The sequence below is a fragment of the Burkholderia sp. BCC1998 genome, from assembly GCF_905339875.1.
Classification (GTDB): Bacteria; Pseudomonadota; Gammaproteobacteria; order Burkholderiales; family Burkholderiaceae; genus Burkholderia.
The window spans coordinates 160,583-174,032 of record NZ_CAJPHE010000006.1 but is presented as its reverse complement, the minus strand read 5'-3'; the positions used below and the strand labels follow the sequence as shown (position 1 = coordinate 174,032).

At 67.2% G+C, this 13,450-nt stretch carries 11 protein-coding genes; 4 read left to right on the top strand and 7 right to left on the bottom strand.

Annotated features, from left to right (window positions below; translation table 11 throughout):
• Positions 1 to 78 precede the first annotated feature (78 nt).
• Together prpC and prpB are read right to left on the bottom strand one after the other, a co-directional pair.
• Positions 79 to 1,251: a 2-methylcitrate synthase gene (gene prpC / locus U5A56_RS13460; protein WP_044845011.1), complete on the bottom strand. Its 1,173-nt coding sequence runs from the start codon at positions 1,249 to 1,251 to the stop codon at positions 79 to 81.
• A 116-nt stretch (positions 1,252 to 1,367) separates the two neighbouring features.
• The gene (gene prpB, locus U5A56_RS13455) at positions 1,368 to 2,261 is read right to left on the bottom strand and encodes a methylisocitrate lyase (protein WP_044845010.1); all 894 of its coding nucleotides are present in this window, start codon (positions 2,259 to 2,261) and stop codon (positions 1,368 to 1,370) included.
• 170 nt (positions 2,262 to 2,431) lie between these two features.
• Here prpB and prpR point away from each other — a divergent pair, with 170 nt between their 5' ends.
• On the top strand, positions 2,432 to 4,420 hold the full coding sequence (prpR, locus tag U5A56_RS13450; protein ID WP_321922785.1) for a propionate catabolism operon regulatory protein PrpR: 1,989 nt from the start codon (positions 2,432 to 2,434) through the stop codon (positions 4,418 to 4,420).
• 54 nt (positions 4,421 to 4,474) lie between these two features.
• On the opposite strand, the gene U5A56_RS13445 is transcribed toward prpR, so the two are convergent.
• Positions 4,475 to 5,128 carry a CGNR zinc finger domain-containing protein gene (locus U5A56_RS13445; protein WP_321922784.1) on the bottom strand — a complete coding sequence of 218 codons (654 nt, stop codon included), beginning with the start codon at positions 5,126 to 5,128 and terminating at the stop codon, positions 4,475 to 4,477.
• 255 nt (positions 5,129 to 5,383) lie between these two features.
• Here U5A56_RS13445 and U5A56_RS13440 point away from each other — a divergent pair, with 255 nt between their 5' ends.
• Positions 5,384 to 5,767: a VOC family protein gene (locus U5A56_RS13440; protein ID WP_044845007.1), complete on the top strand. Its 384-nt coding sequence runs from the start codon at positions 5,384 to 5,386 to the stop codon at positions 5,765 to 5,767.
• A gap of 195 nt (positions 5,768 to 5,962) precedes the next feature.
• On the opposite strand, the gene U5A56_RS13435 is transcribed toward U5A56_RS13440, so the two are convergent.
• Positions 5,963 to 6,811 carry an ureidoglycolate lyase gene (locus tag U5A56_RS13435; protein ID WP_044845006.1) on the bottom strand — a complete coding sequence of 283 codons (849 nt, stop codon included), beginning with the start codon at positions 6,809 to 6,811 and terminating at the stop codon, positions 5,963 to 5,965.
• 654 nt (positions 6,812 to 7,465) lie between these two features.
• On the opposite strand from U5A56_RS13435, the gene U5A56_RS13430 reads away from it, so the two are divergent.
• Both U5A56_RS13430 and U5A56_RS13425 read left to right on the top strand, forming a co-directional pair.
• Positions 7,466 to 8,290, top strand: a complete 825-nt coding sequence (locus U5A56_RS13430; RefSeq protein WP_321922781.1) for an IclR family transcriptional regulator — start codon at positions 7,466 to 7,468, stop codon at positions 8,288 to 8,290.
• A gap of 244 nt (positions 8,291 to 8,534) precedes the next feature.
• Complete coding sequence (locus tag U5A56_RS13425) at positions 8,535 to 9,086, top strand: hypothetical protein (protein ID WP_044845005.1); 552 nt, start codon at positions 8,535 to 8,537, stop codon at positions 9,084 to 9,086.
• 685 nt (positions 9,087 to 9,771) lie between these two features.
• On the opposite strand, the gene U5A56_RS13420 is transcribed toward U5A56_RS13425, so the two are convergent.
• The 3 genes from U5A56_RS13420 to U5A56_RS13410 form a co-directional block, all read right to left on the bottom strand.
• Positions 9,772 to 12,141: a GNAT family N-acetyltransferase gene (locus U5A56_RS13420; protein ID WP_321922778.1), complete on the bottom strand. Its 2,370-nt coding sequence runs from the start codon at positions 12,139 to 12,141 to the stop codon at positions 9,772 to 9,774.
• A 572-nt stretch (positions 12,142 to 12,713) separates the two neighbouring features.
• On the bottom strand, positions 12,714 to 13,010 hold the full coding sequence (locus tag U5A56_RS13415; RefSeq protein ID WP_044845003.1) for an H-NS family nucleoid-associated regulatory protein: 297 nt from the start codon (positions 13,008 to 13,010) through the stop codon (positions 12,714 to 12,716).
• A 104-nt stretch (positions 13,011 to 13,114) separates the two neighbouring features.
• Complete coding sequence (locus tag U5A56_RS13410; protein ID WP_235879175.1) at positions 13,115 to 13,399, bottom strand: hypothetical protein; 285 nt, start codon at positions 13,397 to 13,399, stop codon at positions 13,115 to 13,117.
• Between the last annotated feature and the right edge of the window lie 51 nt (positions 13,400 to 13,450).

Sequence of the window (13,450 nt, the reverse complement as noted above, 5' to 3'; positions counted from 1 at the left end):
GTGGGGCGGAATTCGGGGTAAGACGTTGCGCGCGCGCCGGCGGCCCGCATCACGGGCGCCGGCGCGCGCGGCCGAAGATCAGCGCTTCTCGATCGGCACGAACTGCAGGTCTTCCGGACCCGTGTAGTTCGCGCTCGGGCGGATGATCTTGTTGTCGACGCGCTGCTCGATGATGTGCGCGCTCCAGCCGGACGTGCGCGAGATCACGAACAGCGGCGTGAACATCGCGGTCGGCACACCCATCATGTGATACGACACCGCGCTGAACCAGTCGAGGTTCGGGAACATCTTCTTCGCGTCCCACATCACCGATTCCAGGCGCTCGGCGATGCTGTACAGCTTCAGGTCGCCCGCTTCCTTCGACAGCTTGTGCGCGACGCCCTTGATCACCTTGTTGCGCGGATCGGAGATCGTGTAGACCGGGTGGCCGAAGCCGATCACGACTTCCTTGTTCTCGACGCGGCGGCGGATGTCGGCCTCGGCGTCGTCCGGCGAGCTGTAGCGGCTCTGGATTTCATACGCGACTTCGTTCGCGCCGCCGTGCTTCGGCCCGCGCAGCGCGCCGATCGCGCCGGTGATCGCCGAATAGATGTCCGAACCCGTGCCCGCGATCACGCGGCCGGTGAACGTCGATGCGTTGAACTCGTGCTCCGCGTACAGGATCAGCGACGTGTGCATCGCGTCGACCCACGACTTCGACGGCGTCTTGCCGTGCAGCAGGTGCAGGAAGTGACCGCCGATCGAGTCGTCGTCGGTTTCCGTCTCGATGCGCTTGCCGTTGTGCGAGAAGTGATACCAGTAAAGCAGCATCGAGCCGAGCGACGCCATCAGGCGGTCGGCGATGTCGCGCGCGCCCGGCAGGTTGTGATCGTCTTTCTCCGGCAGCACGGTGCCGAGCACCGACACGCCGGTGCGCATCACGTCCATCGGATGAGCCGACGCCGGGATCTGCTCGAGCGCGGCCTTCAGCGCGCTCGGCAGGCCGCGCAGCGCGCGCAGCTTGGTCTTGTATGCGGCGAGTTCGGTCAGGTTCGGCAGCGTGCCGTGCACGAGCAGGTGTGCGATTTCCTCGAACTCGCACGATTCGGCGACGTCGAGAATGTCGTAGCCGCGATAGTGCAGGTCGTTGCCGGTCTTGCCGACCGTGCACAGCGCCGTGTTGCCGGCCGTCACGCCCGACAGCGCCACCGACTTCTTCGGCTTGAATGCGCCTGCGGCGGCCGGTGCTGCTGCGTCTTTCGTCTCGCTCATGTTTCCGTTCTCCAATGGGTATCTGGGGTGTCACGTCGGCCGGACGCGGCGCTCGTGCGCGCGGCCCGGCTTCATGCAAAGCGTTCCGGGAACCGTGTCCCGGCGCGCGGGCCGCGTTACTTCTTGCCCTGCGCGAACAGTTCGTCGAGCTTCTGCTCGTACGCGTGATAGCCGAGGAAGTCGTACAGCTCGGCGCGGGTCTGCATGGTCGGCACCGCCGCCTTCTGCGTGCCGTCGCGACGCAGCGTCTCGTAGAAATTCAGCGCGGCCTTGTTCATCGCGCGATACGCGCCGCAGCAGTACAGCGCGATGTCGACGTTCGCCTCGCGCAGCTCGTCGAGCGTGAACAGCGGCGTCGAGCCGAACTCGGTCAGGTTCGCGAGGATCGGCACCTTCACCGCGGCCTTGAAGCGGCGATAGTCGTCGAGCGTCTTCATCGCTTCCGGGAAGATCATGTCCGCGCCGGCTTCCACGTAGGCGATCGCGCGCTCGATCGCGGCGTCGATCCCTTCTGCAGCAGCCGCGTCGGTGCGGGCCATGATCACGAACTGGTCGTCGGTGCGCGCGTCGACCGCGGCCTTCACGCGATCGACCATTTCGTCGGTCGGCACGACTTCCTTGCCCGGACGGTGGCCGCAGCGCTTCTGGCCGACCTGGTCCTCGAGGTGGACGGCCGCGACACCGGCCTTGATGAACGAACGAACCGTGCGCGCGATGTTGAACGCGCCGCCCCAGCCCGTATCGATGTCGACGAGCAGCGGCAGGTCGGTCGCGTTGGTGATCCGGTTCGCGTCGATCAGCACGTCTTCCATCGTGCTGATGCCGAGATCGGGAATGCCGAGCGAATTCGCGGCGACGCCGCCGCCCGACAGGTACACGGCCTTGAAGCCGACGGCCTGCGCCATCTTGGCTGCGTACGCGGTGATCGCGCCGACCACCTGCAGCGGCTGCTCGGCCGCGACTGCCGCGCGGAATTTCGCGCCGGCGCTCTGAAGATGCGTGTTGCTCATGAACGGCCTCCTGAAGGAATGACCATGAACAGCAAGGACCGGGCCAGCTTGTGAAGCGGGGCTAACCCACTGATTTTTAAGCAACCGGCATGGGCGAGGCAGCGCCCAATGATTTCATTTCAGCAATTTCAGGTTTCAAAAATGAAATCGCGCGCGCATAATCGGTCGCCATGGACCTCTCCTCGACCAAGCCCGTCGGCCCGGCCGACCGCACGGTGCGTCCGCGCATCTGGGCGATGGGCATCAGCCGCCTGCGCGACCTGTTTCGCGAGATCGCCGGCGAATTCGACGAACGCGCCGACGTGCGCATCGTCACGCGGGCCTATGAAGACGCGCTGAGCGCGATCGCGGAGGCCGGCACCGCGCGCCCCGACGTGATCGTCGCAGCCGGCTCGAACGGCGGCTTCCTGAAAACGCGTGCGCAGGTGCCGGTCGTGGTCGTGTCGCCGACCGGCTTCGACGTGATGCAGGCGCTCGCGCGCGCGCGGCGCGACGCATCGCGGATCGCGCTCGTCAGCGCGGGCGAGACGCCGCCCGAAGTGCGCCGCTTCGTCGCCGCCTACGGCCTCGACGTGCAGTTTGCGTCATATCAGTCCGCGCAGGAAGCGGAAGCCTGCGTGCACGACCTGCACGACCGCGGCATCGAGACGATCGTCGGCCCCGGCCTCGTCACCGATCTCGCGGCGAGCGCCGGCATGGGCGCGGTGTTCCTGTATTCGCACGCGTCGGTGCGCAAGGCGGTCGAGACGGCGCTCGAAGTCGCGTACGCGACGCACGCCGAGGCGTTTCGCCGCCAGCGGCTCGACAACCTGCTGCAGCACCTGCGCGACGGCGTGGTCGCGCTCGACGCGCGCGGCCGCGTCGAAGCCATCAACGAGCGGCTCGCGTCGGCGCTCGGGGTCGAACCCGCGGCGGCCGTCGGCCGCGCGCTCGTCGACCTGCGTCCGGAACTGCGCACGCTGCGCGGCGAGGACGGCGACGCGCTCGCGACCGTGCGCGGCGTGCGCTACGTCGTGCATCGCGGGCCGCTCGTCGATCGCGGCGTCACGTCGGGCAGCGTGCTGACGTTCCAGGAATCGCGCGCGGTCGAACGGCTCGACCGCGCGCTGCGTTCGCAGCCGAACACGCAGCAGTTCGCGGCGCGCTACACGCTCGACGACGTGGTCGGCGCGTCCGCGCCGATGGCGCGCGTGCGCGATCTCGTGCGCCGCTACGCGAAATCCGATGCGACGGTGCTTGTGCTCGGCGAAAGCGGCACCGGCAAGGAAATGATCGCGCAGAGCCTGCACGCGCTGTCGGTGCGGCGCAGCTATCCGTTCGTCGCGATCAACTGCGGCGCGTTTCCGGAGGCGCTGCTCGAGAGCGAGCTGTTCGGTTACGAGGAAGGCGCGTTCACCGGCGCGCGGCGCGGCGGCAAGACCGGGCTGTTCGAGGCCGCGCACCGCGGCACGCTGTTTCTCGACGAGATCGGCGAGATGCCGCCGTCGCTGCAAAGCCGGCTGCTGCGCGTGCTGCAGGAGCGCGAGGTGATCCGTCTCGGCTCGACCGAGCCGATCCGCATCGACGTGCGCGTGATCGCCGCGACGCACCGGCCGCTGCTCGCGGCCGTCGAGGCCGGCACGTTCCGCGCGGACCTGTATTACCGGCTCAACATCCTGAACGTCGGCCTGCCGCCGCTGCGCGAGCGCGCCGCCGACATTCCGGCGCTCGCCGCCACGCTGCTCGTGCAGGCCGCGCGGCGCGAGCCGCGGCTGGCCGAACGCATACGCGAGGCCGACGATGCGATGCGCGTGCTCGGCGCGACGCAGGCGACGCTCGCGCGCTACCGCTGGCCCGGCAACGTGCGGGAACTGCAGAACGTGATCGAGCGGATCGCGGTGGAACTGGCCGAGGAGGTCGACGAGCACGATCCGGGCGCCGCGTGCGCGGCACTCGCGCCCGATGCGCTGCAGGCGATCGCACCCGAGCTGTTCGCGGCGCTGCCCGATGCGGCCGATGCCGACGCCACCGACGCGCAGACGCTCCACGCGCGCCGCCGTCGCGCGGAAGCCGACGAGATCCGCGCGGTGCTCGATGCGTGCGGCGGCGATCGCGATCGCGCGTGCGCGATGCTCGGCATCAGCAAGACGACGCTGTGGCGGAAGCTGTCGGCGAAATAGGTTCGGGCGGGATGGGCGCGATCGACGCGTGACGCACAGGGACGCGCGCTGCCGTCAATCGGCCTTGTGATAGTGGCGGTACGCCTTCGCGCGATTGCCGCAGGACGACATCGAGCACCAGCGGCGGCTGCCGTTCCTGCTGTCGTCGATGAAGAGCCACTGGCATGCGTCGTTCGCGCAGCGCTTGACCTTCGCGAGGCGCGCACCGCCCAGCAGGTCGGTCGCCGACCACAGCACCGGGCTCAGCAGCCCCGCGAGCGTCGCGCCCGCTGCCCCGATCCGCCACGCGTAACCGCCGTCGATCCGCGCGAGCGCGACGCGCGGCGCCGCTTCCGCCAGAAAACCGCCCAGCAGCGCGAGATCGTCGGCTTGCGGCTCGCGCCGCTCGGCCTGCGCGTGAAAGAGCCGGTACAACCCCTCGCGCAGCGCGAGCGCGCGCGTCAGCATCGCCGGCGCGTCCTCCTTCTCGTTCGCTTGTGCTTGTGCGCGACACGCGTCGGTCAGGCCGGCCGGCACGCCCGCCTGCTCGCGACACCACGTGAACAGGTCGTCCAGCGTGCCGAAGGTTTCGGTCGGCACGTCGGCGCCACGCCAGTACAGCGTGTTCGCGAAATCGATGCTCAGCGTTTCGGACGGCGCCGGAACCAGGCAGTCCGTCGTGACGGAAGGTTGCGTTTTGCTCATGACGCGATCGTATCTAACCACCATGCCGGTTGACAAGCATCCGGGCGCTTCCTAACATAACCAGCATGGTGGTTAAAAACGGGTTTGCTGCTGTGATGTCCCCTCTTTAGTTCAAGGAGCCACAGATGATCGATCGTTTTTCGCACGACGTTGTCCACACCGGCCACAGCCGCGCGTTCCACGACAGCATGCTCCGCGCGCTTCGTCACAAGCGGATGGCCTGATGGTTATAAACAGGTTTGCTGCACTGATGCCCCCCTTCAGTTCAAGGAGCCACAGATGATCGATCACCTTTCGTTCGGCGTTGCCCACATCGACCGCAGCCGCGCGTTCTACGACAGCACGCTCGGCGCGCTCGGCTACAAGCGGCTGTACAGCGACGACGGATCCCTCGGCTACGGCACCAGCGAACCGGTGCTGTGGTTGCAGCACGCGGCACGTCCGGTCGTCGCCGATCCCGATTCAGGGTTGCACCTGTCGTTTCGCGCGGCGTCGCCGGTGGAAGTCGATGCGTTCTACCGCGCCGCGCTGCAGCACGGCGGACAGGACAACGGCGGGCCGGGCAAACGCGAGCACTACGGCCCCGGCTATTACGCGGCGTTCGTCGTCGATCCCGACGGGTATCGCCTCGAAGCCCATTGCGAGCTGGGCAACGTCGTCTGATCCGCCGAGTCCCAACGCGGATGAACGACAAGGGCCCGGTTCCGCGTCATGCGGAACCGGGCCCTTGTCTTTGTTGCATCGGGGTCGGCGCTCGACTCGCGTCGGTCGCCGCCGGCGATCCGGCGACGGGTCCGGCGGCGCTGGCGGATAGCCGGCCGGTTACGTCCGCCAGCCTCGCCCGCGCCGCGCGAGCGCTCACTGCGCGTTGCGCGTGCTCTGCAACTGCTCGCCGAGCCCCGCGATCCCGAGGCGCACCGTCTGACCGGCCTTCAGGAACACCGGCGACGGCTTGATGCCCATCCCGACGCCCGGCGGCGTACCGGTCGTGATCACGTCGCCCGGTTGCAGCGTCATGCAGGTCGACAGGTAGGCGATCAGTTGCGCGACGGTGAACACCATCGTGCGCGTGTTGCCGTTCTGATAGCGGTGGCCGTCGATCTCGAGCCACAGGTCGAGGCGCTGCGGATCGGGCACCTCGTCGCGCGTGACGAGCCACGGGCCGATCGGGCCGAACGTGTCGAAGCCCTTGCCCTTGTCCCACTGGCCGCCGCGCTCGATCTGCCACTCGCGCTCGGACACGTCGTTGACGACGCAGTAGCCGGCGACGTAATCCAGCGCGCGCGCTTCGTCGACGTCCTTGCACGTCGCGCCGATCACGACGCCCAGTTCGACTTCCCAGTCCGTCTTCACGGAGCCCTTCGGGATGTCGATGCCGTCGTTCGGGCCGCAGATCGAACTGGTCCACTTGCCGAACACCACGGGTTCCTTCGGCACCGGCATGCCGGCTTCGGCTGCGTGATCGGCATAGTTGAGACCAATGCCGATGAACTTGCCGACGCGCCCGACGCAGGCGCCGATGCGCGGCTCGCCGGAGACAAGCGGCAGCGTGGCCGGGTCGATCGCGCGCAGGCGCGCGAGACCGGCGTCGGACAGCGCGTCGCCGGCAAGATCCGGCACGTGCGCGGACAGGTCGCGAATCCGGCCGTCCGCGTCGAGAATACCGGGCTTTTCCTGGCCCGACGGGCCATAGCGAAGCAGTTTCATCGTGCTCAACCTCTGTTGTCGAATGTGACAGGATACCGGCCGACGCGGCCGCTGACGGCCACGCGCCGGACTGAATGCCGATCGTCGATGACGCGCGTCGGCCCCCGAATCCGGCAGGCCAATCGACACGCGAGGCTCGCGCAGGCGCAGCGATCGCGGCGCCGCACCGGGTGCGACGCGCATCGAACGGGCGGCCGCCGGTCTGCGCATCGGCGACGACGGCCCGGCATCCGCGCCATGTGCCGGCCGATGCCGGTCGGCTTCACGCGCGGCCGCACCGTCGCTGGCCCGCCGCTCTTTGTACCATCGGCGGCCCGCCGTGAAATGGCGCGCGACGGATACCGACTATTGGTGCGCCTGCGGAGGTTGCACAGCAGCATCGGGGCCGCCGAACCATCGGCTTTACGCCCAATGCTGCGGTCCTTCGATACCGAAAGATGAATGTCGAATATTTCTTACGACCCTGTCATCGAGAACGGCATGTGATCCGTTCTTGCTGGACAACGATCGGCAAAAAGACGCCGCATTGCACACTGAACGTTTATTGTCAGGCTCGTCCGGACGGCAGTCACATCCGCATGCGGCTTCGCGAATCTGCGTGCAAACCGGCCAGCGTGCGTCGCCAACCGATTGGCCATTCCCGGACTTCCTACCATGACGCAAACGACCAATAACCCGCTCCCCGGCAGCGACGCACGGGCGTCGATGGGCGCAGCCGACCGCTATCGCGCACCCGCCCTCGACAAGGGGCTCGACATTCTCGAACTCCTGTCGGAACAAAAGGAAGGGCTCACCCGCACCGAAATCACGAAGGAGCTCGGCCGCAACGCGAGCGAGATCTACCGGATGCTCGAACGTCTCGTCGCGCGCCGCTACGTGATGCGCTCGAGCGGCGGCGACCGTTACACGCTCAGCCTGAAACTGTTCGCGCTCGCGCACCGCCATCCGCCGATGAACCGGCTGATCGCCGAGGCCTTGCCGCTGATGCAGCGCTTCGCCGATGCGGCCGAACAATCGTGCCATCTGACCGTCTACGATCGCGGCAACCTGCTCGTGATCGCACAGGTGGACGGCCCCGGCCCGTGGGGCGTGTCGGTGCGGCTCGGCTCGCGCGTCGGGCTTGCCGATACGGCGTCGGGACGCGTGATGCTGTCGTTCCAGGGTACCGAGCAGCGCGCGCACATGCTGGTCGAGCATCGCAAGGTCAAGGGTGAAACGCCGATGAACGAGCAGGAACTCGCGCACGCGTGCCACTCCATCCGCCAGTCCGGCTACGTGCGCCAGGACAGCCGCCAGGCATACGGCGTCACCGACCTGAGCGCGCCGATCCTCGGCCCGGCCGGCCATGCGATCGCGGTGCTGACCTGCCCGTACATGCGCCGGATCGACTCGCACATGGCGCCGTCCGTGGAGGTGGTCGTCGCAAGGCTGCGCGATACGGCAGGCCAGTTGTCGATGTGCCGCGCGGAGACTTGCTGAATGTGGTTGAGCCGGCGACCGCGTTGAAAGTGGTCGGGCGGTCGGGCGCGGCGGGCGGTCGTTCGGTCAGCGGGTCGGGCAGGCCGGTGCGACGCCGCCCACGCGGTATGCGATGCGCGCCGGTCGCGCAGGCGTTCGTACCGGCATTCCGCAGACCGTTTCCGGATGCGCGGACGCCGCGCTACGCTAGAATAGCGGCCCTCTCAAAAACTACGGCGGCCGGCTGTCGCGGCCGTCGTATCCGATGGATGTCATGGCCAAACTTCTGAACGATCAAGAATTCCAGCGTTTCTCCGAACTTCAGCAGAAGCAGGCGAGCTTCACGATCACGTCCGAGGAAGCGGACGAGCTGCGCGACATCGTCGCGCGCGCGCAGAAGAAGCGCGACGACCGTGCCGCAGCGATGCGGGCGATCGAGAACTACATCGAGCAGTTCGACATCACGCCCGACGAACTCTTTTCGCCCGAGCAGATCGGCGACGCCGCACGTACCTACGGCCTCATCACGGCCACCAAGAAGGAACGCACGCTGCCGCCGTCGATCACGTTCAACGGCAAGCCGTACCAATGGACCAAGACGCTTCCGGACGACGTGCGCGGTGCGCTGTTCGATGCATTCACGGCCGGCGAATCGGTCAAGCGCTTCATCGCGATGCCGAAGGACATCGCGCGTTGCGCGCTGACGATCGCCCGCCTCGAGCGCGAAACCGGCGGCATCTATGCCGACGCGCACCTCGAAGAACTCGCGATTTCGCGTGAGCAGGTGAACGACGCGGCGTCGAAACTCGCCGCATAAACGCTGCTGCGGGCACGGTTCATGCATGCCCGCACCGGCGCGGACGCCGGCAAAAGCCGGCGCCGCGCCAGCCGGAGCACTGCGTTCGCAAGCTCCCGAAAAGTCTCACCGAAGCGTCCCGTAAACGCTCACCCAGACATCCCGGAAAAGCTCACCTGAAGCCCCCGGAGACGCTCACCAACCCCTTCCCGAACGTTCTCACCGATGCCTCCCGGAGATGCTCACCGGGGCCTCCCGGAAAGGCTCACCAGGGCTTCCTGCAAGGGCTCACCGGCAGTTCCCCGGAAAGGCTCACCGAGCACTCCCGTATCGGCTCACCCGACAGCTCCCGGAAAAGCTCACTCGCGGCTCCCGAAAAGTCTCACCTTTGCTCTGTTTCCGATGCTGCGCGTGCGAAATGCCGGAGTTCGTGCGCTCGACCACGGCCCCGGAACCGGTGGTACGCGGAGGTCATCGGCGCACGCAACGCGCCCGCCGCGGATGCCGTGACTCGACGCGTTCGACATTCCCCGCCGGTCACCGGGCGAACGTTGTACCGATCCGCGCAATCGAGCGAACCAGCCGAACGATCGGCGCACCGAACCACGACGAATTCGCTCGGCAGTGCCTGTGCATCATCGACATCATGCATGCCGTACCGACTCTGCATGCTGCGCCGGACGTGCGAACACACGCACCCACGCGATTACGGTTGCAGCTTCATCCTGAACCCCACCACGCCGGGTTCCTCCGTCGTCGACACGGCGAAGCCGCACGCCTTCGCCAGCGAGATCATCGCGGTGTTCTCGCGCAGCGCCTCGCCGATCATCCATCCGGTGCCGCGCGATCGCGCATAGTCGATGATGCGGGTCATCATCAGCCGCCCGAGCCCCTTGCCCTTCTGATCGGGCCGCACGGCGATCGCGAACTCCGCCGTCTCGTTGTCGGGATCGGTAACCGCACGCGCCACCGCGAGCGTGTGCGACCGGCCCGACACGTCGGTGAACGACACGATGAAGGCCATCTCGCGGTCGTAGTCGATCTGCGTCATGCGCGCGACTTGCGAATGATCGAAGCTGCGCACCGCGCCGAAGAACCGCATCCGCAGATCGTCCGGCGTCATCGCGCCGAGCAGTTCGTTGTGTGCTTCCTCGTCTTCCGGACGGATCGGACGGATCGTCACAGTCTCGCCGCGCCATTCGAGCGTCTGCTCGAGATGGCGCGGATACGGCATGATCGCGAGCCGGCTGCGCCCGGCCGCCACCGTGATGCGCGGCCCGACCACGTATGCCCGATCGGACAGCACGCGCAGCGTGACCGACATCGCGACGACTTCGCGCACGTCGCAAACGACTTGCGACAGTGCCGTCAGCGCATCGAGCGTGGGTTCGACGGGCGTGCGGCGCGCATATGGCGAACGCTCCATCACCGCGCGGGCGAGCACCGTATTCAACGGCGGCAGCCCGTACACGACGAACGGCGCCGATACGCCATCCGCCGGCGGCACGGCATAACGGAACACCGGGCCGAAGTTCGAATCGTCGTACATGTCGACCGTGACGTCGACGATTCTGGCTCCGGCCGATTCGTCGGCCGGTGAATCGGCCGGCTCGCCGTGCAGGCCGAAGTGGGAGAGCCAATGCAACGCCGCTTCGCCGGCCAGTTCATGCTCGCCGGCCTCGACCATCCGTCGCGCCTCGGCCTGCGCGGATGCAACGCATTCGGCCGGCTGCGGCGGCGTGCCCTCGGGCGTCTGCATCAGCAACTGCCGCCCGAGGTTGTAGTCGACGAGCCGTGCGTATGCGCGCGCAAGCCGCTGCGGCGTGGTGTGCACGGGAATGCCGTTCGCGTGCAGTGCGTCGCGCGTCGCCGCGTCGACCGCACCGAAGAAACACGCGAGGATGCCGCGGTACGCGTACTGCCGCGATTCGATCAGCGTGCGCGCGACCGCGTCGGCCGGCGCGCTGTGAGACGTCGAATGCACGACGAACAGCGTGCCCGTTTGCGGAAACGGCGCGAGCGCCTCGATGGCGGCGCCGAAATGCTCGGGACGCGCATCGTCGCCGAGCGTCAGCGGATTGCCGGGGGCGGCCAGATGCGGCAGCGCGGCCGCGACCGCCGACGTGGCCGCCGCCGGCCAGTCGGCCAGCACGTCGCGCACCTCCGCGACCGCATCGACCGCGAGTTTCGCGACGCCTGCGTCGCTCGTCACGAGCGTCGCCGCGCCACGCGCGGTGACGCGCCCGACGCCGAGCGTCTCGATCTCGTCGAGCAGATCGTCGAGCGCATCGACACGCACCAACCCCGCGCGCTGGAACGCCGCCGTGTAAAGCGCGTCGCCGGGATCGGCGCGCCCAGTGCGCAGCGCGAGCACCGGCTTGTTGCGCGCCGCCGCACGCGCTGCCGACATGAACTTGCGCGCGGCGCACACGGTGTCGAGTTCCAGCAGGATCGCGCGCGTGCCGGGATCGCTGGCGAGGTAGTCGAGCACGTCGCCCGCATCGACGTCGGCCTCGCGGCCCAGCGCGACGACATGCGAAAAACCGAGGCCTCGCGCATCGGCCCAGCCGAGTACCGCGTTCGTCAGCGCGTTCGATTGCGACACCCACGCGACGCCGCCCGATCGTGCCGTATAGGCCGGCGCGCCGAAATGCGCATGCCGCGCGGGCGACAGCACGCCGAGACTGCCGGGCCCGACGATTCGGAGCACGAACGGCTTCGCGGCCTTGAGCGTGCGCTCGAGCGCGGCGCGATCGGCGTCGGTGCGCGCCTCGCCGACGATCACCGCGACGCGCGTGCCGATCTCGCCGAGCTTGCGCACGATGCCGGCCCACGTGGCAGGCGGCGTGCAGATCACGGCGACCGACGGCGGCGCGGGCAGCCGGTCGACATCGGCCACGACCGTGTGCCCGTTCAGTTCGCGATGCTTCGGATTGACGGGCCACACGGGCCCCTCGAACGCGCCGTCGAGCACGCGCGCCCACACCATCGCACCGATACTGCCCGCGCGCGACGATGCACCGACGACCGCGACGGAACTGGGCTGGAATAACGCATCGAGATGGCGGACGGTCACATCGGCTCCATACGGTAACGAAAGACGACCCGACCGGCACACAGGCACGGATGGCCGTGCACCGGTCGACGCGAACTCCAAGCATAGGCGAACCCGATGCGGCTGCCTATATGCCGAACGGCCGACTGTGCGACGCGCATCAATGCCCGCAACATGGGCCGGTCGCCGACGCCTTCGCACGACGCAATGGGCGAAGGCGACACGATGCGGTCATCCGGCCGTCACTTCAAAGGTGAGGATTTACAGGAACCATGGTGAGCAAGTTCGGGAATTGCACGGCGCAATGCGCCAATGCGCGAGAGGTGACGGCAATCGGCGGTACGTCAGCACCGCGGCGATCGACAACGCCAATGCGCGCATGCCGCGTAATTGCGGGGTTGTTTACCGGAATTCGCGGCGATATCCGGTCGAATCGCGGTGAATTCGCAAAACGGCATCCGTCAATCGCGCGGCATTGGCGCTCAATTCGCGGTTTCAAGTCGTGCTGCCGCCACCCAAAAACAAAACGGTGCGACGGCCGCATGGCCGTTCGCACCGTCAGTCAGCGCACGAAAGGTGAGAATTTTCGGGAGTCAGTCCTTGATCAGGAAACGCGCGCGGTTCTTGCCGAGCCATGCCGGCGCACGCCCGCGGCCACTCCACGTTTCGCCCGTCTTCGGATTCAGGTACTTCGGCGGCAACGGACGCTTCGGTTTCGCGGCGGCAGCAGTGCCGATCGGCCGGAAACCGAGCTCTTCCGCGGTAATGTCGAACTCCTCGATTTTCGCCCGAATGGCGGCAATCGCATCGGCAATCGCCTTTTCGCGTTCCTTGTCGATCTTTTGCTGAAGTCTTTCGAGCTGCGCTGTCAGTTGCCTGTAGGTCGCCATATTGGATGGGACTCCGTGAGTGTTATTCATGAAAAATAGCCGACTCCAAGCGAATGGAAAAGCGCTTCACCCGATTATGGTCTCCTTATCCAGGCATATCGGGATCAATAGCCGCTTTTCCTCTTGCATGCGAAGAGAAGATTTCGCACGGCGTCATCGGTCGATTGCTGGAGAACGTCGTATTCCCCATTGCAGATGGCGCGGGCATTGTCCGTGCAATTGCTCCAGTCGCTGCCGGTGCACTGCACCTGCGTAGTCGGGCGCCCGTCAGAAGTGAACAGCGGCGCCCCACCGCCGCAGCCGCCGAGCCCCGCAACCAGGGCCAACAATCCGGCCCGACGCCAATGCGTTCGAGGCCACCGACAGACCGACGCAAGCATGTGATTCATTGTTCTTTCCGTCAACCGATTTTTGAATGCCGCGAGTATGCCACGCACCGT